This is a genomic window from Mucilaginibacter sp. OAE612, assembly GCF_041806395.1.
Lineage (GTDB): Bacteria > Bacteroidota > Bacteroidia > Sphingobacteriales > Sphingobacteriaceae > Mucilaginibacter > Mucilaginibacter rubeus.
The window spans coordinates 919,853-939,795 of sequence record NZ_JBGMUW010000001.1; the positions used below are offsets into that span (position 1 = coordinate 919,853).

At 42.0% G+C, this 19,943-nt stretch carries 13 protein-coding genes and 1 tRNA gene; 9 read left to right on the forward strand and 5 right to left on the reverse strand.

Translation table 11 applies throughout. From position 1 onward, the window contains the following. Nucleotides 1-2 precede the first annotated feature (2 nt). Complete coding sequence (locus tag ABID99_RS03935; RefSeq protein ID WP_090527985.1) at nt 3-398, reverse strand: DoxX family protein; 396 nt, start codon at nt 396-398, stop codon at nt 3-5. 87 nt (nt 399-485) lie between these two features. Here ABID99_RS03935 and ABID99_RS03940 point away from each other — a divergent pair, with 87 nt between their 5' ends. Next, nucleotides 486-1,328, forward strand: coding sequence for an AraC family transcriptional regulator (locus ABID99_RS03940; protein ID WP_090527982.1), 843 nt, complete (start codon nt 486-488; stop codon nt 1,326-1,328). A gap of 36 nt (nt 1,329-1,364) precedes the next feature. Here ABID99_RS03940 and ABID99_RS03945 read toward each other — a convergent pair. Beyond that, nucleotides 1,365-1,436 (reverse strand) — tRNA-Arg (locus tag ABID99_RS03945). Nucleotides 1,437-1,701: 265 nt separating this feature from the next. Between ABID99_RS03945 and ABID99_RS03950 the strand changes: the two genes are divergently transcribed. From ABID99_RS03950 to ABID99_RS03960, 3 genes are all read left to right on the forward strand, one after another. Then, nucleotides 1,702-3,231, forward strand: a complete 1,530-nt coding sequence (locus tag ABID99_RS03950) for a glycoside hydrolase family 28 protein (RefSeq protein ID WP_373612927.1) — start codon at nt 1,702-1,704, stop codon at nt 3,229-3,231. Between the two features lie 292 nt (nt 3,232-3,523). Beyond that, the gene (locus ABID99_RS03955) at nt 3,524-4,393 is read left to right on the forward strand and encodes an inositol oxygenase family protein (RefSeq protein WP_090527975.1); all 870 of its coding nucleotides are present in this window, start codon (nt 3,524-3,526) and stop codon (nt 4,391-4,393) included. 248 nt (nt 4,394-4,641) lie between these two features. Then, on the forward strand, nt 4,642-5,235 hold the full coding sequence (locus ABID99_RS03960; RefSeq protein WP_354486299.1) for a sigma-70 family RNA polymerase sigma factor: 594 nt from the start codon (nt 4,642-4,644) through the stop codon (nt 5,233-5,235). A gap of 14 nt (nt 5,236-5,249) precedes the next feature. On the opposite strand, the gene ABID99_RS03965 is transcribed toward ABID99_RS03960, so the two are convergent. Further along, on the reverse strand, nt 5,250-5,891 hold the full coding sequence (locus ABID99_RS03965) for a class I SAM-dependent methyltransferase (RefSeq protein WP_373612928.1): 642 nt from the start codon (nt 5,889-5,891) through the stop codon (nt 5,250-5,252). 207 nt (nt 5,892-6,098) lie between these two features. Here ABID99_RS03965 and ABID99_RS03970 point away from each other — a divergent pair, with 207 nt between their 5' ends. The 3 genes from ABID99_RS03970 (at nt 6,099) to ABID99_RS03980 (ending at nt 12,258) form a co-directional block, all read left to right on the forward strand. Continuing rightward, nucleotides 6,099-7,106: a FecR family protein gene (locus ABID99_RS03970; protein ID WP_373612930.1), complete on the forward strand. Its 1,008-nt coding sequence runs from the start codon at nt 6,099-6,101 to the stop codon at nt 7,104-7,106. Nucleotides 7,107-7,375: 269 nt separating this feature from the next. Continuing rightward, nucleotides 7,376-10,645 carry a SusC/RagA family TonB-linked outer membrane protein gene (locus ABID99_RS03975; RefSeq protein WP_373612931.1) on the forward strand — a complete coding sequence of 1,090 codons (3,270 nt, stop codon included), beginning with the start codon at nt 7,376-7,378 and terminating at the stop codon, nt 10,643-10,645. Nucleotides 10,646-10,665: 20 nt separating this feature from the next. Beyond that, complete coding sequence (locus tag ABID99_RS03980; protein ID WP_090527961.1) at nt 10,666-12,258, forward strand: RagB/SusD family nutrient uptake outer membrane protein; 1,593 nt, start codon at nt 10,666-10,668, stop codon at nt 12,256-12,258. A 78-nt stretch (nt 12,259-12,336) separates the two neighbouring features. On the opposite strand, the gene ABID99_RS03985 is transcribed toward ABID99_RS03980, so the two are convergent. Further along, a complete protein-coding gene (locus ABID99_RS03985; RefSeq protein ID WP_373612933.1) occupies nt 12,337-13,224 on the reverse strand; it encodes an AraC family transcriptional regulator in 888 nt (295 codons plus the stop codon). A gap of 127 nt (nt 13,225-13,351) precedes the next feature. On the opposite strand from ABID99_RS03985, the gene ppsA reads away from it, so the two are divergent. After that, complete coding sequence (gene ppsA / locus ABID99_RS03990; protein ID WP_373612934.1) at nt 13,352-15,805, forward strand: phosphoenolpyruvate synthase; 2,454 nt, start codon at nt 13,352-13,354, stop codon at nt 15,803-15,805. Between the two features lie 76 nt (nt 15,806-15,881). Further along, nucleotides 15,882-16,928: a class 1 fructose-bisphosphatase gene (fbp, locus tag ABID99_RS03995; protein ID WP_373612935.1), complete on the forward strand. Its 1,047-nt coding sequence runs from the start codon at nt 15,882-15,884 to the stop codon at nt 16,926-16,928. Between the two features lie 470 nt (nt 16,929-17,398). Here the strand turns inward: fbp and katG are convergent, their stop codons facing one another. Continuing rightward, the gene (gene katG / locus ABID99_RS04000) at nt 17,399-19,675 is read right to left on the reverse strand and encodes a catalase/peroxidase HPI (RefSeq protein WP_188833947.1); all 2,277 of its coding nucleotides are present in this window, start codon (nt 19,673-19,675) and stop codon (nt 17,399-17,401) included. Nucleotides 19,676-19,943: the final 268 nt, after the last annotated feature.

Below are 19,943 nucleotides of genomic sequence, written 5' to 3' on the forward strand. Positions count from 1 at the left end.
TCTTATTTATTAAAGAAAAGGTTATCTAATGAATAGGTATTGTTAGCCGAAAACTGAAGCAGTACGGCGAAGAAAGCAGCATGGATCAGCTGTGAAGGAAGGATCTCCCAGTTCTCGATCAAACAGCTGCCAAATATTAACAGGATCATTACCAGACTGCCGCCAATTAAAGCAGGTTTAGTAAATAAGCCCGATAAAAGCAATATACCTATAATAAATTCGGCAATTGGTAACAGGTAACTAAAGGGTGTTACCATAGCTTTGGGCAGCATTGACTTTTCAAAAGTGCCAACCATCCATTGGCTGAAACCATTTAGTTTAGGTAAGCGGACCAGGCCGTGACCAAACATACTGGCTCCGACGGCCAGTCTTAGTATTACAAATGTTAAATCGTTCATGATGTGTTTGTTTTGATAAGTCAAAGTTCTGTATAATCGGTGCCTGCGCCTTGTACATTCAGGGGGATGATCTGTAACTTTACGGGTATGGAAACCAAGAACCTGTACAGGCCTTATGAACTGGAGTTGCTCGAAACAAACCAGTACACAGCCAAACCGCACCGCAATACTTTTTTTGAAATGGTATTTACGCTGGAAGGTAAGGGGATCCAGATCATTAACGGGCATGAACTGCCTTATGCCTCGGATAAGTTCTTTTTGATTTTTCCGGAAGATCACCACGGCTTTGAGGTGCACGAGCTAACCCGCTTTTACTTCATCCGCTTTACTGATAGCTACCTGAAAACACAAAGCGAAAAGTGGGTTAAAAAAATGGAATACATTTTTCATAACCATAACCATTTGCCTGGTTGTATTTTGAAAACTGTTACCGATAAGCCGCTGGTAAGGGCGCTGATAGAGGCTTTACAACGAGAAACATCAAACGAGTTTCCTCAGCATAATGAGGTAGTTGAGCAATTGATGAATACCATTATAACCATTGCCGCCCGCAATATCACGCTACAGCAGCATGCCAATATTTTAAAACAGCCTTCAACAACTACGTTGCCGCTACTTAACTATATCCACGAATATATTTACCAGCCCGACCGCCTCAAGGCCGAGTGTATAGCCTCCTCATTTAACTTTTCGCCAAACTACATCAGCGAATATTTTAAGAAAACCACCGGCGAAAGCTTACAGCAGTACATTACCAGCTATAAGCTGAAATTGATAGAAACCCGCCTGCAATACACCGATAAACGCATGAGCGAAATAGCCTATGAGTTTGGTTTTACCGATGAAAGCCACCTGAATAGGATTTTTAAAAAGTATAAAAGGGAGAACCCTACGGCGTTTAGGAAAAGGTATGCGGAAATGAATAGATGAAACAAAAAGAGACTTGAAACTTGCAAGTCTCTTTTGTGCTCCCGACGAGATTCGAACTCATATCGATGGTACCGGAAACCATAATTCTATCCATTGAACTACGGGAGCAGACAGGGGCAAAGATATAAAATTGATTTAAACCAAAAGCATTGTTTGATATATTAACGCGTATGAAATAATCCCCGGTTTAATAACGATTGTTATCGATACCGGCGCTACGTAAACGTTTACGTAAATAAAAAGTACACCGCCATCGCCAATTAAATTGAAAGTTTAATAGTTTAGGTGTTTAATGTACAATTAAACGCTTCATTGTTCGTAAACTCAATAAGCGATAAACCTGCTTAAATTTTTCTTTTAATAATAACTGATAATGAAAATCTTTCATTTTTTAACGTTGCTTATAGCGCCATTTGCGGGTTATGCTCAGCAAAAAGTATTTAACATTACCGATTATGGCGCTAAAGCCGATGGTATTACCAATAACACTGTCAGCATTCAAAAAGCTATTGATAATGCAAGCGAGCAGGGAGGCGGTACGGTATATGTTCCTGCCGGAAAGTTTCTAACGGCTGCTATCAGCCTAAAATCAAATGTCACCCTTAACCTTGCCAAAAATGCTGTATTGCTGGGCAGCGCAAAAAGAATTGATTACGGCGAAGGCCATGCAGCTCCATTGATAGCTGCCAATGGCTTGCAGCATATTGCCATAACAGGTAAAGGGATAATTGACGGAAACGGTGAAGAATTACTGAAAGACCTTTTCGCGATGCTGAAGGCAGGGAAATTAAGAGATTCGTTATGGCAAAAGCAAAACCCATGGGGCCAAACTCAGCCCGAGGAACCTAACCGGCCTAAGCTGATCCATTTTTCCAATTGCACCGATGTGCAGATAAAAGGTGTAACCATGAAAAACGGTTTGGTATGGGTACAGGATTACACCAAATGCCGCGATTTGGTTATTGACAGTATAAAAGTAGAAAGCAATACTTATTGGAATAACGACGGTATTGATTTGGTCGACTGCCAAAATGTAAAGCTTACCAATAGCTTTTTTAATGCCGATGATGATGGCATCTGCCTAAAATCAAGCGACAGGAACAGCAGCTGTGAAAATATTTATGTTGCAAACTGTACCACCAGGTCAAGTGCCAGTGGCATCAAATTTGGCACGGCTTCGCGTGGCGGTTTTAAAAAGATAACGATAAAGAATGTGAAAATTTACGATACCTACCGGTCGGCCATTGCTTTGGAGTGTGTTGATGGTGGCGTGATGGAAGATATTGATATCAGCGACATCCGTGCCACTAATACAGGCAATGCCATCTTTATTCGCCTTGGTCATCGTAATAAAGATACCGTGGTAAGCCGCATCAATGGCATCCGTATCAGTAATGTAACTGTTGATGTGCCTAAAGGTAAACCCGATAAAGGTTACCCGATGGAAGGGCCTTTAGTTAAAGGGGACCATAATATCTTTCCTTCGTCAATTGCGGGCTTGCCGGGGCACCCGGTTAAAAATGTAATCCTCGAAAATATTAAGATAGTGTACCATGGAGATGCCAGCAAAGCTGTGGCAAGTGTTAGCCTCGATTCATTGGCGAAGATCCCCGAAAACCCGCATGATTATCCCGAATTTTCAATGTTTGGTGAATTGCCAGCCTGGGGCTTTTACACGCGCCATGCAGAAGGGGTAACGTTTAAAAATGTAACCCTTAGTTGCCTGGGAAATGATTTCAGGGCTACCGGCGTGTTTGATAATGTGGATGGGTTGACTATTAATGGCCTCAAAATACCACAGGTTAAATCACTGCCGGTGATTGTGTTTAACGGGGTAAGCAAATCTTCGGTTAAAGGCATTCAGATTCCCGGAACAAGTAAAAATAAGATCCTTAAGAGGTAATTCCATTTCACAGTAGGAATCAGCCTTGCTAAATCAATTTAAGGGCTTTTAACGTTGTGCGTGCAGCTTTTAACGTTAGTGTAACTTAATCGTTTACGTAAATAAATATTGCAGTTAATATAAAAGGACCGTTTTTTTTATCAAAATTTAATCATTATAAAACTAAACGGAGCATTGAATTGCAGCTCCAGTAAAACTTAAAGCCGCAATAATTAATTGGATTTTTCTGTGGTATTTGGTTTGGAGCGCAATAAATATCAAGGTGCTTAATATTTAATAAAAGGTTTACAATATGGAAAAGTTAACTGAAAAAGAGATATCGCCATTGCCGAGTCTTGACGTATGGGAAGATGATGTATTGAGTAGGTACCCGGAACCAGGTACCGAAAAGGCCAAAGAGGAGTTTAGGGTTTATAACGACGATGAAAATAACCCGGTGCGGGAGTTTTACAGGCTTAACCATACTTATCAAACCTATGGTAACGTATTGGCCAAAAAGGCCAACTTTTTACAGTTTGATAAAAAAGAGATGCCATGGTGGTCGGCAATGGAATACCTGAACACACTGGTTGATGAATCAGATCCGGATATTTCGCTTGATCAGCTACAGCATTTATTGCAAACATCTGAGGCTATCCGTGCTGATGGCCATCCGGATTGGTTTGTATTAACAGGCTTTATACATGATTTAGGCAAGGTACTTTGCCTTTTTGGCGAACCGCAATGGAATGTAGTGGGCGATACGTTCCCGGTAGGCTGCAAGTTTTCGGATAAGATAGTTTACCCGGAATTTTTTGCCGCAAATCCTGATAGCTACGATGAGCGTTACAATACCAAGTATGGCGTTTATACTCATCAATGCGGGCTCGAAAATGTGCATATGTCATGGGGGCATGATGAGTACCTGTACCATATCACCAAAGATTACCTGCCCGAAGAAGCTTTGTACATGATCCGCTATCACTCATTTTACTCACAGCACCGCGAAAAAGCGTATGACCATTTGTTGAATGCGCATGACCAGGAAATGTTTAAATGGGTTGATAAATTTAATCCGTACGATCTGTATTCGAAAAGCCCGAAACCGCCGGTAGTATCGGAGTTAAAACCTTATTATGAGGATTTAATTGCCAAATATCTGCCCGCAACAGTTAAATTGTAATTTAATGGGCGGTAGTTAAGCCCGTTTTTATATATTGGTCATTCCAGTTACCTGTTTAGCCCAGGCTATAAAAAATAAGTTTATAGTCTGGGTCAAGCTTTACAAAAGGCGATAAGCCTCCTACCTGTTACTGAATAAATAATTAATGGCGCTGCTATGGCGTGGCTTCGTTGATTGAAAAATAGTTGTACTTTTAACAATAATTCCTGCCTGTTGATTAAAGAATAAATAAATAATTATCAGTTTTTATGGATTCAAATGGAGATAAAGATTTAGTGTTTCGCTTACACGATGATGACATCGGCGCATTTGATATGCTTTATCAAAAGTATCACCAGGCTATTTATCGTAACATATTCAAACTCACTAAAGACGATGATATTGCCCGGGATATTTTGCAGGATATTTTTGTTGCCCTATGGGAAAAACGGGCTGATATTAACCCCGATCAATCGGTAAGTGGCTGGTTATTTGTATTGAGCTTCAATAAATCCATCTCCTATCTCCGCAAAAAGATACGCGAAACGGCTGTTGTTAACGCCATGCCTTTTGCCGAAATGGAAACCGATAACGGCGACGTACAGTTAATGGATGAGCAATATTATTTATTACAACAGGCTATTAACCAATTATCGCCGCAGCGAAAAAAGGTATTTACCCTTTGCAAATTGGAAGGGAAAACCTATGAAGAGGCTGCCGAGAAATTGAACCTTTCTAAACATACTGTTAAGGAATACCTCGGACATGCGGTTGTAGCAGTTAAAAACCACATCAAAGAACACCAGGCTGAATGGAAAACCGCAGGGGTTATAATGGTTTGTTATTGGATAGGAACAAATTAATGATGGGATTTATTTTAAACAATTGCTCCAACTAGTTTCTTTCTTCCAACAAACCTGATAACCGAGCCTTGTCCGCTGTGATAAGGTCCTTCATTTAAATGGATCTCCGTTTCCAGAAGTTCTAAAATCTCGTAATTATTAAAATCTGTCTTAATTTCCTCTAAAGAAAATAGTGATTCGATATCTCTGGGACCGCCCATTTTTTCATCTTTTGCAAGGTAGTTAAGGTGGCTTTTACTAAAAGCTTCAAAAATAATAAGCCCTCCGGTATTTAAATATTTATCAAGGGTTTGATGTACAAGTGATTTGATATTAGCAGGGAAGTGCGCATAAATCAAGGCGATCACGTCAAATTGCCCCTCTGTATAGTTGAGTTCCTGCAATTCTCCAACCCGATAATCAATAGCTACCTGTTTTTTTTCTGCAAGTTTCAGGGCTTTCTTTTGACCCTCAATACTAATATCGAATGCGGAAACTGCCCAGCCAAGCCCGGCGGCAAAAACAGCATTGCGCCCTTCGCCTTCTGCAGGGAAAAGAATTTTGCCTGGTTTTAAAAGTGACAGTTGTTGTTGTAAAAAATTATTAGGCTGTTCACCATAGGCAAATTCTTCTTCGGTATATCGTTGGTCCCATTTTTCTGTCCAGGCATTTTTCATACAGAGGTAATTATTTAGCTATTTATTAATGATAAAGGTAGTATTTAAGTAAGTTAACACAAGGGCTGCAGTACATTGATGACAATAATGTGGCTGTGAAAAAAAATTAAATGTGGCTCAATTTTATGAGTTTTTATTTTTTTAAAAAATATCACAAACCTATCCCCCCGTTTTAAAGCTCCTGGCGTATTTATATAAAAACAGCTTGTGGAAACTATTGTCAAACGCTTAGAAAGGCTTTATAATACTGAGAACTTAACTCCAGAAGACAGGCGCTGGCTTGCTGAATACCTGAAGGGCGATGTTTCGGAATTATATCTTGTTGCGCTTGAAGGTTTCAGTAAGGATGCACTGGAAAAGAAGGTCTCTCTGAGTGGAGAGGCATCTGATCAGATACTTAATAATATCCATCAGCGTATAATAAAGCCTCCACCTGCACGTAAGGTATTCCCAATTTGGCGGTTGCTGGTGAAAATAGCTGTAGCCGCATCTGTAACAGCCGTTTTCAGTGCAGCATATATATTCAGAAAACAATTGGACAACTGGTTAAACCCGGTTCACTACCAGGAAACGGTGGCTCTAAACGGCGAAATTAAACTGATCACCTTGCCCGATGGAACGAGCATTTGCCTTAATGCCGGCAGTAGTTTAAAGTACCCGGATAAGTTTAAAGAGAAGATGCGCGAGGTTACACTTACAGGCGAGGCTTTCTTTAAAGTAGCGCACGATAGCAGCAAACCGTTTGTCATTCACTCGGGTAAAATTAAAACCACTGTTTTAGGTACCAGCTTTAATGTTAAAGCTTATACCGAAGATAAATCGGTTAAGATCACCGTGGTAAGCGGAAAAGTAGGAGTTGTTCCAACGATCTCAAAACATGTAGCTGTATTACTCACAGCGAATATGCAAATGGTATATAATAAAACCAGCCAAAAACTGATTACCGAAAAAATTGGAGATGCTTCGTCTGTAATCAGCTGGCAGCAGGGCAAGCTGCAATACCATAACACCCCTTTATTTGATGTTTTGGCCGATGTGCAGCGAAAATATAATGTAACAATCAGGGCCGACAAAAATTTACTGAACTGTACGTTATACGCCGATTTTAACAATATGCCATTAGAAAAAGTATTGAAGCTGACGGAAGCCCTTATAAATGCCCATTTTAAAAAGGCAGGCGATGCTTATACGTTAAAGGGCAAAGGCTGTAATTAATGTACCTGATATACCAATTATAAAAACAAATAAATGTTTGACAACCTAAAAAAATGAAATTGCTATGAGTTAAACCAAGGAAAGAGAAAATGATCCTCCAAAATGGCCGGGCCAGTTTTGGAGGAATAAAATGTAAAGATTTTTTAATGGACCATGCACAGGGCCTCTCACAACCGCAGCACGTTCCAGCTTGACCTATAACACTTTAATATAGCAAAAATATGAAAATAAACATACCCGAAAGAGTCTTTCGAGCCATAACATTTGTTATGAAAATTAATGCGATCATTTTATTAGTAGTCTGTTCCCTGTCAACCATTGCCATGGCTGATAACTCATACGGACAAAGCGTGCTGGAAAAGCCAGTTACCGTTAAATTAAAAAATACCCCTCTTGCTGATGCACTGGAGCGGATTTCGGCCAGTACCGGCGTACGGATCATGTACACCGGGAATAACATTGAAAGCGATGTTAAAGTAACCCTTACAGCTCATAACGAAAAGCTGGAGGCTGTTTTGAAAAAAGTTTTATTAGATAACCAGTTTACTTATACCGAAGTTGAAGGAAGTTTGCTGGTTAAACCCGCCCCAAAGCCACCGGTTGAGAAGAAGATCGAGCTCCCGCCGCCAGTTATCGTTACCGGATCTGTAGTAGATGATAAAGGCCAGCCCTTAATAGGTGTTTCTGTTAAAATAGAAGGCCTTGCAACAGGTGCGGTAACCGATATAGATGGTAAATTCAGGGTGCAGGTTGCCAACGAAAAAGCTGTACTGGTGTTTTCTTACATAGGCTTTGAAACTCAAAAAATAGCCGTAGGCAAACAAACATCTATAAAAGTAATTTTACTGCCTTCGGCAAACTCGTTATCTACCGTTGTAGTAATTGGTTACGGTACTACTACCAAAAAGGAATTGACCAGCGCTATTGCGACTGTAAAAGCCGAGCAATTTAATGCCGGTGTTGTTGCAACTCCTGCCGATTTATTGGAAGGTAAAGTAGCCGGTTTAAATATCACCAACGATGGTAACCCTAATGGTAAAGCTTCGGTAACACTGCGCGGTCCATCTTCAATAAGGGCTGGCGCGGCGTCTGTGCCTTTTTATGTAATTGACGGCGTGCCCGGCGCCGATTTTAACCTATTGGCTCCATCAGATATTGCTTCGATAGATGTGTTGAAGGATGCTTCGGCAGCGGCAATTTACGGAACCAGGGCTACCAATGGTGTAATTATCGTTACTACTAAAAGGGCAAAAGCAGGCCAGTTGAGGATGACTTATAACGGATACGGATCATTTGAAAAAGTATCTAACCAGTTTAAAGTTGCCAGCGCCGACCAGTTAAGGGCCTATGTAAAAGCTAACGGACAAAGTTTTACCCCTGCGAATGACAACGGTGGAAATACCGACTGGCAAAAAGCCGTTGAACGCAGCACCGGATTTTCCCAAAATCATAACCTTTCTTTTGGCGGTGGCACCGATAAAACTACTTATAACGGAAGCATAAACTACCTGCAAAACCAGGGTATAGTTAAAAGCAGCGATATGAAGCGTGTTATAGGCAGGCTTAATATCACCCAAAAAGCACTGAATGATAAATTGAAATTGGATTTTTCGCTAAGTAATTCGGTAACCAATTCTAACCTGTTAGTTAATGATATTCCGCTATCATCGGCAAATGGACAAAGCCCCGGGTTGTTTAAATCGATAGTACAGTATTTACCTACCCGCACTATTTACAATGCCGATGGTACTTTTTACAACGATCCTACTTTAAAATTAGGTTATAACCCGGTAGGGCTTATTACTAACGATAGCTACAAACAAAAAGTTAACTTGTTGCTGGGTAATGTACGCGGTGAGTTGATACTGCCTGCAGGCTTGCTTTACAATTTTAACTTAGCTTACCAGGAAACAAATACCGACAACAATACCTATTACAACTCTGCATCAGAACTGGCACCTGGCCTCAACGGCAAAGCCATCCGTTCAACTTATGAGGATAACAAAAAGTTGTTTGAAAACTATTTGACCTATGCTCATAAATGGGGCGATAAACATGATTTTAAAGCCCTGTTTGGCTATTCAATAGATCAAACTACCACCGGGAATGGCTTTCAATCAACCAATCAAGGATTTATTTCGGATGCTACGGGTTCAGACAATCTTAGTTTAGGTACGCCTTCCGGGAACTACCGGGTTGATTATGGTAACGTTAACGTCGAAACTTTACGTTTGATATCCTTTTACTCTCGTCTTAATTATAGCTACAGGGGCAAATACCTTTTACAGGCATCTTTACGACGTGACGGTTCAAACGCCTTTGGTACTAATAAACGCTGGGGTTATTTCCCGGCAGCTTCGGCCGCATGGCGGGTTATCGACGAGGGCTTTATGAAATCTCAATCCTTATTTGATGATTTGAAATTGCGCGTTGGCTATGGTAAAACCGGTAACTCATTAGGCTTCTCGCCTTATACGCCCCTTACGCTTTATGGTACCACCGGTAGCTTTTATTATAATAACGCCTATATTGGTGCAATTGGTGTAACTCAAAACCCAAACCCTGATTTGAAATGGGAAAGTACAGCTACGTTAAACGGCGGTGTTGATTTTTCCTTATTTAAAGGACGTTTGGGCGGTTCGGTTGATATCTACAATAAAAAAACAACCGATATGATCACCACGGTACCGGTGTCGCTTATTAACAACTTTGTAAATACAAAAGTTGAAAACGTAGGTAGTATGACCAATAAAGGTGTTGAGATAGCCCTTAACGGAACACCAATAAAAACAAAAGATTTTACCTGGAGCAGCTATGGCAATATCTCATTTAATAAAAATAAGATCACTGCACTGGCGCCAAACCTTTCAAAAATATATGCAGGCGATCCGGAAGGTCCAGGACAAAGCGGTATCAAAACATCAATCATTGAGGCCGGTTATCCGCTTGGCGAATTTTACACCCTGAAATACCTTGGCCGCACCAATGGTGTATCTACCTTTATGGGTGCTAATGGCCAGCCAACAACAACACCTCAAAGTACCGATCAGACTTATGCAGGCAATGCCCAACCTACATACACATTTGGTTTTGGTAATGATCTTACCTATAAAAACTTCAGCCTTAACTTCTTTTTCAGGGGACAGGGCGGTAACAAGATCATGAATGCATCATTAGCCAGCTTTAACCAGCCTACCCAGGCTTCGGTACATGGCGTACCAGCTTTAACATTAAGCGAGCCGGGCACCGATGTTAATGCCTATTATTATTCAACACGTTATCTTGAAAGTGGAGCCTTTATCAGGTTAAGTAATGCTACACTATCTTATAAAATAAATGTTCCGGGTAATTATGTACATGGTATCCGGTTGTATGTTACCGGTACTAATTTATTTATCATCACCAAATACAAAGGCGTTGATCCTGAATTGAACCTGAACATCGATAACCAATTAAGCGGCCAGTTTATCGGGGTAGACAGCAATAATTTTTATCCAAAAACAAGGAGCTTCCTTGCCGGCGTACAAGTTGATTTATAATAAATTTTAACCTAACTGACATGAATAATTTAAAAAGATATATAAAACCTGGCCTCATTGCCATGTTTATAGGAGCAATTTACCTTTCAGGTTGTACTAAATTGGATATCACGCCAAAATCGGCGCTTACAACGGCTAACTTTCCTACTACACCAGCGCAGTATGTAGCTGCTACCGGGCCTATCTATACCTCGTTTCGCGGGGCGCCGGGCAGGCAATACTGGTTGTTGCAAAATTTAAGTACCGATGAATGCGTACTTGTGGCACGTGGTGGTAACTGGCTTGACGGCGGTACCTATTCAACCGTAAACCTGCACACTGTTACGCCTGATAACGGCATGACCGAAACTTGCTGGTCGGGAGGTTACGGAACCATCAGTTTATGTAACCAGGTATTGTCGTTATTGGCACCTACGCCCGAAAGCGATTCAAAAAAACAAACCATTGCCGAAATTAAAACCATGCGTGCCCTGTCATATTTTTACCTGATGGACCTGTTTGGTAACGTGCCTATCAGCAAAACCTTTGGCGATACCACCAACCTGGGCACCCAGCCAAGGGCGGCAGTGTTTGCATTTATTGAAAGTGAATTGCTTGCCCAGATTCCTGATCTGAGCGGCACAGCAGGGGTAACTACTTATGGCAGGCCGACCAAAGGTTTGGCGTATGCCATACTTGCAAAAATGTACCTTAACGCGCAATATTACATTGGTACACCAAGGTACCAGGACGCGGTTACCATGTGTGATAACGTTATTAAAAGCGGTCAATATGGTTTAGATGCAGATTATTTAGGCATGTTTAAACCTAATAACGGCCCGGGTGTTAAAGACTTTATTTTTGCCATACCTTATGACGGCATTTTGGCGCAGGGACAGTACTACGCACGCTGGACGCTGAACCCTAACCTGAAAAGTAAGTATAAAATGCCGTACACGCCAGATGGGCCGGTGTACACCTACAAGGAGTATTATGCCTTGTTTAATGATGCAAATGATATTCGCAAAAAGCAATTTTTAGTTGGCAAGCAGTACAACAATGATGGCTCTCCAATATTAATCACAACAACTAATATCGGACTGGATGCAAGTTATTCCGGCCCTAAGCCAAATGATATAGTGATCCACCAGTTAGAGTTTACACCTGATATTGTGTGGAAAAACCCGGCAACTTTTGACATCGGTAATGATGAGCTTGCTAACGAAGAAGGTTACAGGAACAATAAGTTTTATCCGGATAGCTTAAGTAATGACCGTAACCAGGGCAATGATGTGCCTATGTTCAGGTATGCTGATATTTTGCTTGAAAAAGCCGAGGCTATTTTACGCGGCGCATCAGCAACCAATGGCGATTCGCCTTTATCATTGGTTAACCAGGTGAGAGCGCGTGCAAAAGCTTCGCCTTTAACTTCGGTAACACTGTCTGATATTTTAGATGAACGGGGCCGCGAATTTTCTATGGAAACGTGGCGTCGTAATGACCTGATCCGCTTTGGTCAGTTTGAGAAAAAATGGGGTATAAAAACAGATGCCGATCCTAATAAACGTATTTTCCCGATCCCAAGACCGGAAATGCAGTTGAACCCGAAACTGGTACAAAATCCGGGGTATTAATTTAGTTCTATTATTTATTTAACAAACGCAGGCCCTAAGAAGCCTGCATTTGTTTTTTTTAACGGGCTTTTAACGATCCTAAAACTCCCTGAATTTTCTCCTGTATTCCATTGGTGTGCTCCCGGTAGCTAATTTAAAATACCTGTTAAAATTTGAAAGATTGTTAAACCCCGAATCGCGGCTGATTGAATTTATATTTTCATTGGTCTCCCTGATCAGTTTACACGAGTTTTCTATTCTTACCTTCAGTAAAAAATCAAAATAGGTTTGGCCGGTACGCAATTTAAAATAATGGCAAAATGCCTTCGGTACCATATGTATGATGTTTGCTATATCTTTAAGTTTAATGTCTTTATAAAAATTGTCCATAGTATACAGGTAGATTTTTGTCAATCGCACTTCATCTATTCTGTTGAAGATCTTCTTTTCAGTTTCAGCGGCCAGGTTTGAGAGCTGTTCGCCCTCAGCAATTTTATTTAACAGTTGCAGCAATAACGGAAGTTGTTCATACTTCGCCGAACCTTCTATTTGCCGGATAAAGTCAATCGCCAGGGCCTTTGAATTACTATTGATCAGCAAGCCATTCTTAGCACTGTTTAAAAGGTTGTTCAGGAGGCTGTTTTCGGGCAGCATCATGAAGGCGCTCCCTAATTTATTCGGATCAAAATGAAGGGTAAGCAGTTGTAGCGGTTTGGGTATTTTACCGCTTTTCATGGAGTAATCATAATAACGGTTAGTTTCAAATTTGAACATGTGGGGCACGTTGCAGCCTATCATGATCATGGTATCCCCTGAAATTCTTTTTGAAGTATTTCCTATCGAAAAAGTGCCTTCGCCACTTATAATATAAATAAGTTCCAGTTCAGGATGGTTGTGAAAATTATTGATAGCATGGTAGGTTTTTGCTTCGGCTATTGTAAAAGCTGAATTGTCGACTTTCAGAATTTGCTCGAAAAACTCTCTCATTTTATACTATAGTGATGATAAAAAATAAAAATAGCCATTATATTGTGAATATAGTATTACTTGTGATGAATATTTAAGCATTGGGCAATTTGCTAAGCGGCTAACTTCGTTTTATAAAATTTTAGCCATGAAGGAAAAGAAATTTACTATGAAGCTTATTGAAGCTTCGATAAGTGACATTGAATTAGTAGGGGGTAAAAATGCATCGCTTGGAGAAATGATGCAGAACATCTCTCAATTTGGCATTGATATCCCTGATGGGTTTATCATCACAAGTAAGGCTTATTACCAGTTCATTGCAGATAATCAGCTTGATAAAATGATCAGGGATATCCTTGAGGATAAAGACCTGTCCAACTTGCAGGTTCTGTTATCCTGTGGCAGTAAAATACGAAAGCTTATACAAAACGGCCGGTTTTCTGCTGTTATGCAGAATGAGATTCTTGAAGCTTATAAGGATCTGCTGATCCAATATGCAGATAACGCAGCCGACGTTGCAGTCCGCTCATCGGCTACTGCTGAAGACCTGCCCGATGCATCATTTGCAGGCCAGCAAGACACTTATTTAAATATCAGGGGAGAAGAAAACCTATTAACAGCGATAAAGAATTGTTTTGCCTCATTATTTACCGACAGGGCAATCAGCTACCGGGAATCATTTAATTATGATCATTTCAATGTCGGCCTTTCTGTTTGTGTTCAAAAAATGGTGCGCTCAGATAAGGGCGCTTCAGGGGTTGCATTTTCATTAGATACAGAAAGCGGTTTTAAAGATGCCGTGATTATTAACGGATCATACGGCTTAGGCGAAATGCTGGTACAGGGATCGGTTAATCCCGACGAATTTATCGTTTATAAGCCGCTGCTTAAAAGCGGTTTCAGGCCCATCCTCGAAAAAAAATTGGGCAAAAAGCATCAAAAAATGATTTACGGAAACGCCGGGGAAGCTGCCGTAAAAATCATTGACACCCCAGTTGAGGATAGTTCAAGGTTTTGCCTGTTGGATGATCAGATCATCCAATTGAGTAATTGGGTAATTATCATTGAAGCCTATTACACCAAATTAAAAGGCAAATGGTGCCCTATGGATATTGAATGGGCCGTTGACGGCATCAGCGGCCGCTTGTTTATAGTGCAGGCAAGGCCCGAAACTATTCACTCCCGCAAGCAAGTAAACCTGCTTACCGAATTTCGTATCAATGACCCGGACAGAGCGGACAGGATCTTGCTGAAAGGTATCGCTGTTGGCGATAAAATAGCGACAGGCAGGGTACATAATCTCTCCGGTATTGGTAAGCAAAATATCCACGAAATCAACTTTTTGCCCGGCGATATCATGGTTACTGATATGACCGACCCTGACTGGGAACCGGTAATGAAAAAAGCATCGGCCATCATCACCAATAAAGGTGGCCGAACCTGCCATGCCGCCATTGTTGCCCGCGAGTTAGGCGTTCCGGCAATAGTTGGCTGCGAATGCGCTACCACTATCCTAAAAACCGGTGATGAAATAACAGCTTCATGTGCCGAAGGAGATGCCGGAATTATTTACAGCGGCATAGTAGCATTTACTAAGCGGGAACATGATCTTAATGACCTGCCTGAAATTGAAACCCCGTTGATGATGAATATCGGGTCGCCCGAAATAGCATTTAATTATGCGCATTATCCAGGAAAAGGTGTAGGCCTTGCCAGGGAGGAATTTATTATCAATAATTATATAAAAATTCACCCGTTGGCCCTGCTCGAACACCGAAACCTGAATGATGCTTCGTTGACCGCCCATATTGAGGAAGCTATGCTGGGTTATGAGAGTGAAGAAGCTTATTTTATTGAAAAGTTATCCTACGGAATAGCCAAGATAGCCGCTGCATTTTATCCCAATAAAGTAATTGTACGTTTCTCGGATTTTAAAACCAATGAATACTACAATATGCCGGGCGGCAAGTATTTCGAACCGAATGAGGAAAATCCAATGATCGGTTGGAGGGGAGCGTCCAGGTATTATTCAAAAGTATATAAAGATGCTTTTGGGATGGAATGTAAAGCTATTAAGAAGGTACGCGAAATGATGGGCCTTGATAATGTGGTGGTGATGATCCCTTTTTGCCGCACAGTGAATGAACTTTCATTGGTATACGAAACCATGAACGAGTATGGCCTGAAACGCGGGGAAAACGGGCTTGAAGTTTATCTGATGGCCGAAGTTCCGTCGAACGTGATTTTGGCCGAGCAATTTGCTGATTACATCGATGGTTTTTCAATCGGCTCCAACGACCTAACCCAACTGGTATTGGGACTCGATCGTGATTCATCCTTAGTGGCCGGCTTGTATAATGAGCGTAACGACGCGGTAAAATTCATGATCTCATCCTTGATAAAAACCGCGAAGAAGAGAGGTATAAAAGTGGGGATCTGCGGGCAGGGGCCATCCGATTATCCTGATTTTGCCCAGTTCCTGGTAGAAGAAGGGATTGACAGCATCTCCGTTACTCCCGACTCATTTTTTAAAACCGTAATGGCTATCAGGAAAATAGAGGATGAGATTGAAGCGGCAAAACGGCTCTGCCTATCTGCCTGATACGAACGATTTATTAACTAATGCTAAAGCCGCTACTCAATCCGGGTAGCGGTACTAATATTAAAATTTTATTTATATGAAAGCGGTAAAAACTTTAGGCCAATTTATCATCGAAAAACAAGCAGAATTTCCATACGCCAAAGGCGAACTATCCAGGTTGCTGAGAGATATAGGCATTGCTGCAAAGGTTGTTAACAGGGAGGTTAACCGGGCGGGATTGGCTGATCTGACCCTCGATAACGGTTCGGTAAACATACAGGGCGAAAGCCAGAAAAAGCTGGATGTTTTTGCCAATGAACAGTTTATTTCGGCCTTACAGCACGGCGGCGAATGTTGTGTGGTAGTATCGGAAGAAAGCGATGAATATATTGATATCGACAGTGAGATCTCAAAAAATGCTAAATACATTGTAGCAATAGATCCCCTGGATGGCTCGTCTAACATTGATGTAAATGTGAGCGTGGGCACCATTTTTTCTATTTACCGCAGAACAACAACAGAGGGAAGAGCTACCATTAAAGATGTTTTACAAAGGGGTACCGAGCAGATAGCCGCGGGATATGTGATTTATGGTTCATCAACCATGCTGGTTTACACTACCGGGAAAGGGGTAAACGGTTTTACGTTAGATCCTTCCCTGGGCGAGTTTTGCCTCTCGCACCCCAAAATGCGGATCCCGGATGATGGTGTCATCTATTCTATAAACGAAGGCTATTATTCTCATTTCCCTGATGGTGTGAAAAAATATATCAAATATTGCCAGGTTGAAGATGTTTCAACAAACAGGCCGTTTAAAGCAAGATATATCGGATCGATGGTGGCCGACCTGCACCGGAATATGATAAAAGGCGGGATCTTTATTTACCCGGCCAACGCAAGCGATCCGAAGGGGAAACTGCGTTTAATTTATGAATGTAACCCCATGGCGTTCATTATTGAACAGGCCGGAGGCAGAGCCAGTAACGGATACGAACGTATTTTGGACCTGGAGGTTACAGAACTTCATCAGCGTTCGGGGATCTTCATCGGCTCAAAAAATATGGTGACCAAAGCCGAAGAAATGATGAAGCGCTTTTCGCCAATTACAACCAACGTTGACTATAGTTATATGGAATTAATATAATGAAGCTAAAAGCACAACGCTAACAGCTATAAATTAATTTAAAGACAAACCGGGGAAGCGGGGGCGCTATTTACATTTACCCGGATTTTTAATTAAAAAACTGTGGCTATTATTTTACATGTTAAACACGTAAAGTAATAGCTCACAGTTGTATTTATAAATGACATTAGGTGTAGAGGGACTGTCATCCTGAGCTTGTCGAAGGACGCGCGCAGAGACCCTACCCGCCATGCTTCGACTGGCTACCCATGACATAATAAAATTAAGGTCATGCTGAACTTGTTTCAGCACCCCACTCGCTAAGCAACCATGCTAATCAAATTTGCCACTTTTCTTGTGAGGTGCCGAAACAAGTTCGGCATGACTAAGGAGAGATGTCATACTACCTTCAGAGGCCGCCGGATTTAAACACTCAGCATGACACCCATTTTTTTTCCAACACTGTATTTGTTTACAGTATCACTTTAATATTAAGCCAGATCAAACCTGTCAAGGTTCATCACCTTGGTCCAGGCAGCTACAAAATCTTTTACAAATTTGTCTTGTCCGTCGGCACTTCCGTATACTTCGGCAATAGCTCTTAGTTCGGCATTGGAGCCAAACACAAGGTCGGCGCGGGTTGCTGTCCATTTTATTGCACCGGTAGCACGGTCGCTGCCTTCGTAAAGTTCTCTATCGGCAGCTGTGGCTTTCCAGGCAGTGCCCATATCAAGCAGGTTTACAAAAAAATCGTTGCTAAGCACACCTTCGCGCGTGGTGAATACACCGTGTTTCGATCCGTCAAAATTAATGTTCAATACACGCAGACCACCTAACAATACGGTTAACTCAGGAGCGGTCAGGGTGAGTAGGTGCGCTTTATCAATCAGCAATTCTTCGGTTGATACTGCAAATTTTGACCTGCGGTAGTTGCGGAAGCCATCGGCTGCCGGTTCAAGATAGCCAAATGATTCTACATCGGTTTCTTCCTGTGAGGCATCGGTACGGCCCGGAGTGAACGGAACGGTGATAGTATGCCCGCCATCTTTAGCAGCTTTTTCAATAGCGGCACTTCCTGCCAGCGCGATCAAATCGGCCAGTGAAACTTTTTTGCCATCGGTTTGAGCACTGTTAAACTCATTTTGAATGCCTTCAAGCACACTCAGTACTTTTTGCAGTTGCGTAGGGTTGTTTACCTGCCAGTACCTTTGCGGGGCCAGGCGAATGCGGCCACCGTTTATACCACCGCGCTTATCAGTACCACGGAAGGTAGAAGCAGCAGCCCATGTTGTTGAAACCAACTCAGGTACACTTAAGCCTGATGCCAGTATCTTTCCCTTTAAAGCAACAACGTCGCTTTCAACTATCGGCGCATAATCAGCAGCCGGGATAGGGTCTTGCCAAAGCAATACCTCTTCAGGCACATCGGCACCAAGGTAACGTGCTCTTGGCCCCATATCGCGGTGTGTTAATTTATACCATGCGCGTGCAAAGGCATCAGCAAACTGATCAGGGTTTTCCAGGAATCGCCTTGATATCTTTTCATATGCAGGATCAAACCTTAAAGAAAGATCGGTGGTGAGCATGGTTGGTAAATGCTTTTTCGAAGCATCATAAGCATCGGGGATGATAGCTTCCGCGTTTTTAGCTACCCATTGGTGCGCGTCGGCCGGACTTTTGGTTAATTCCCATTCAAAGCCAAACAGGTTTTCGAAAAAGTTATTGCTCCATTTGGTAGGGGTTGTAGTCCAGGTTACTTCCAGGCCGCTGGTAATAGTATCGGCACCTTTGCCTGAGCCATAACCGTTATGCCAGCCAAAGCCCTGTGCGCCAATGTCAGAAGCTTCGGGCTCTTTCCCTACATTATCTGCAGATGCAGCACCGTGGGTTTTGCCAAAAGTGTGGCCGCCTGCAATTAACGCAACGGTTTCTTCATCATTCATCGCCATCCGGCCGAAGGTATCCCGGATATCTTTAGCTGCCATGATAGGATCAGGATTGCCATCGGGGCCTTCAGGGTTTACATAAATCAGGCCCATTTGTACGGCTGCAAGCGGTTTTTCGAGGTTTCGTGTATGAATATCGCCATCGGCATCATCATCTGATACCAGTACACCATGACCTTCCTGCACACCCGGCGAACCATGTGCGTAACGGATATCGCCGCCCAGCCAGGTAGTTTCTGAACCCCAGTATACCGATTCATCTGCTTCCCAGGCATCCTCGCGGCCGCCGGCAAAGCCAAAGGTTTTAAAACCCATTGATTCAAGTGCTATGTTTCCTGTAAGGATCATCAGATCGGCCCATGAAATTTTGCGGCCATATTTTTGTTTAATAGGCCAAAGCAGCCTGCGGGCTTTATCAAGGCTTACGTTATCGGGCCAACTGTTAAGCGGCGCAAAACGTTGCAAGCCTGCTCCGGCACCTCCGCGACCGTCACCTACACGATAGGTACCTGCACTGTGCCAGGCCATGCGGATAAACAAACCACCATAGTGACCAAAATCTGCCGGCCACCAATCCTGCGAATCGGTCATAAGCGCGTGCAGATCTTTTTTTACAGCTTCAAGGTCGAGGCTTTTAAAGGCTTCGGCATAATTAAAGCCTTCATCCATAGGGTTTGATAATGAAGAGTTCTGCCGAAGGATATTAAGCTTTAGCTGGTTAGGCCACCAATTGTGGTTCCGTGTACCGCCGCCGCCAACATTGTGCTTCATTGTACCGTTGTGAAACGGGCATTTACTGATGTCATTTGATCCGTTTTCCATAATTATAGTTATAAATTGAATAGACTGCTTAAACCGCCGTTGGGTATTAAGTTTTATAAAAGTAGGATGTTAATAGCAACAATCACAATCAATTAATTCTATAAGCGGATAGCTAAAAGCTATAACATAGTTAATGATGGCCGGGCTTAAAAAATGGTAAAAAGATGGGATTATATCCGCCAAATTGGATGTGCCGGTAACTGTAACTTATAATCTTTATATTAATTAATAGGTAAAAAACACCTTTTTTACATCCTTCTTGATCTTT

Bases quoted from the DNA above. Each gene is read 5' to 3' on its own strand.
- ABID99_RS03960 (WP_354486299.1), top strand. From the start codon at position 4,642: ATGGATTCAAATGGAGATAAAGATTTAGTGTTTCGCTTACACGATGAT.
- ABID99_RS03955 (WP_090527975.1), top strand. From the start codon at position 3,524: ATGGAAAAGTTAACTGAAAAAGAGATATCGCCATTGCCGAGTCTTGAC.
- ABID99_RS03935 (WP_090527985.1), bottom strand. From the start codon at position 398: ATGAACGATTTAACATTTGTAATACTAAGACTGGCCGTCGGAGCCAGT.
- fbp (WP_373612935.1), top strand. From the start codon at position 15,882: ATGAAAGCGGTAAAAACTTTAGGCCAATTTATCATCGAAAAACAAGCA.
- ABID99_RS03980 (WP_090527961.1), top strand. From the start codon at position 10,666: ATGAATAATTTAAAAAGATATATAAAACCTGGCCTCATTGCCATGTTT.
- ppsA (WP_373612934.1), top strand. From the start codon at position 13,352: ATGAAGGAAAAGAAATTTACTATGAAGCTTATTGAAGCTTCGATAAGT.
- ABID99_RS03965 (WP_373612928.1), bottom strand. From the start codon at position 5,891: ATGAAAAATGCCTGGACAGAAAAATGGGACCAACGATATACCGAAGAA.
- ABID99_RS03985 (WP_373612933.1), bottom strand. From the start codon at position 13,224: ATGAGAGAGTTTTTCGAGCAAATTCTGAAAGTCGACAATTCAGCTTTT.
- ABID99_RS03975 (WP_373612931.1), top strand. From the start codon at position 7,376: ATGAAAATTAATGCGATCATTTTATTAGTAGTCTGTTCCCTGTCAACC.
- ABID99_RS03950 (WP_373612927.1), top strand. From the start codon at position 1,702: ATGAAAATCTTTCATTTTTTAACGTTGCTTATAGCGCCATTTGCGGGT.
- ABID99_RS03940 (WP_090527982.1), top strand. From the start codon at position 486: ATGGAAACCAAGAACCTGTACAGGCCTTATGAACTGGAGTTGCTCGAA.
- katG (WP_188833947.1), bottom strand. From the start codon at position 19,675: ATGGAAAACGGATCAAATGACATCAGTAAATGCCCGTTTCACAACGGT.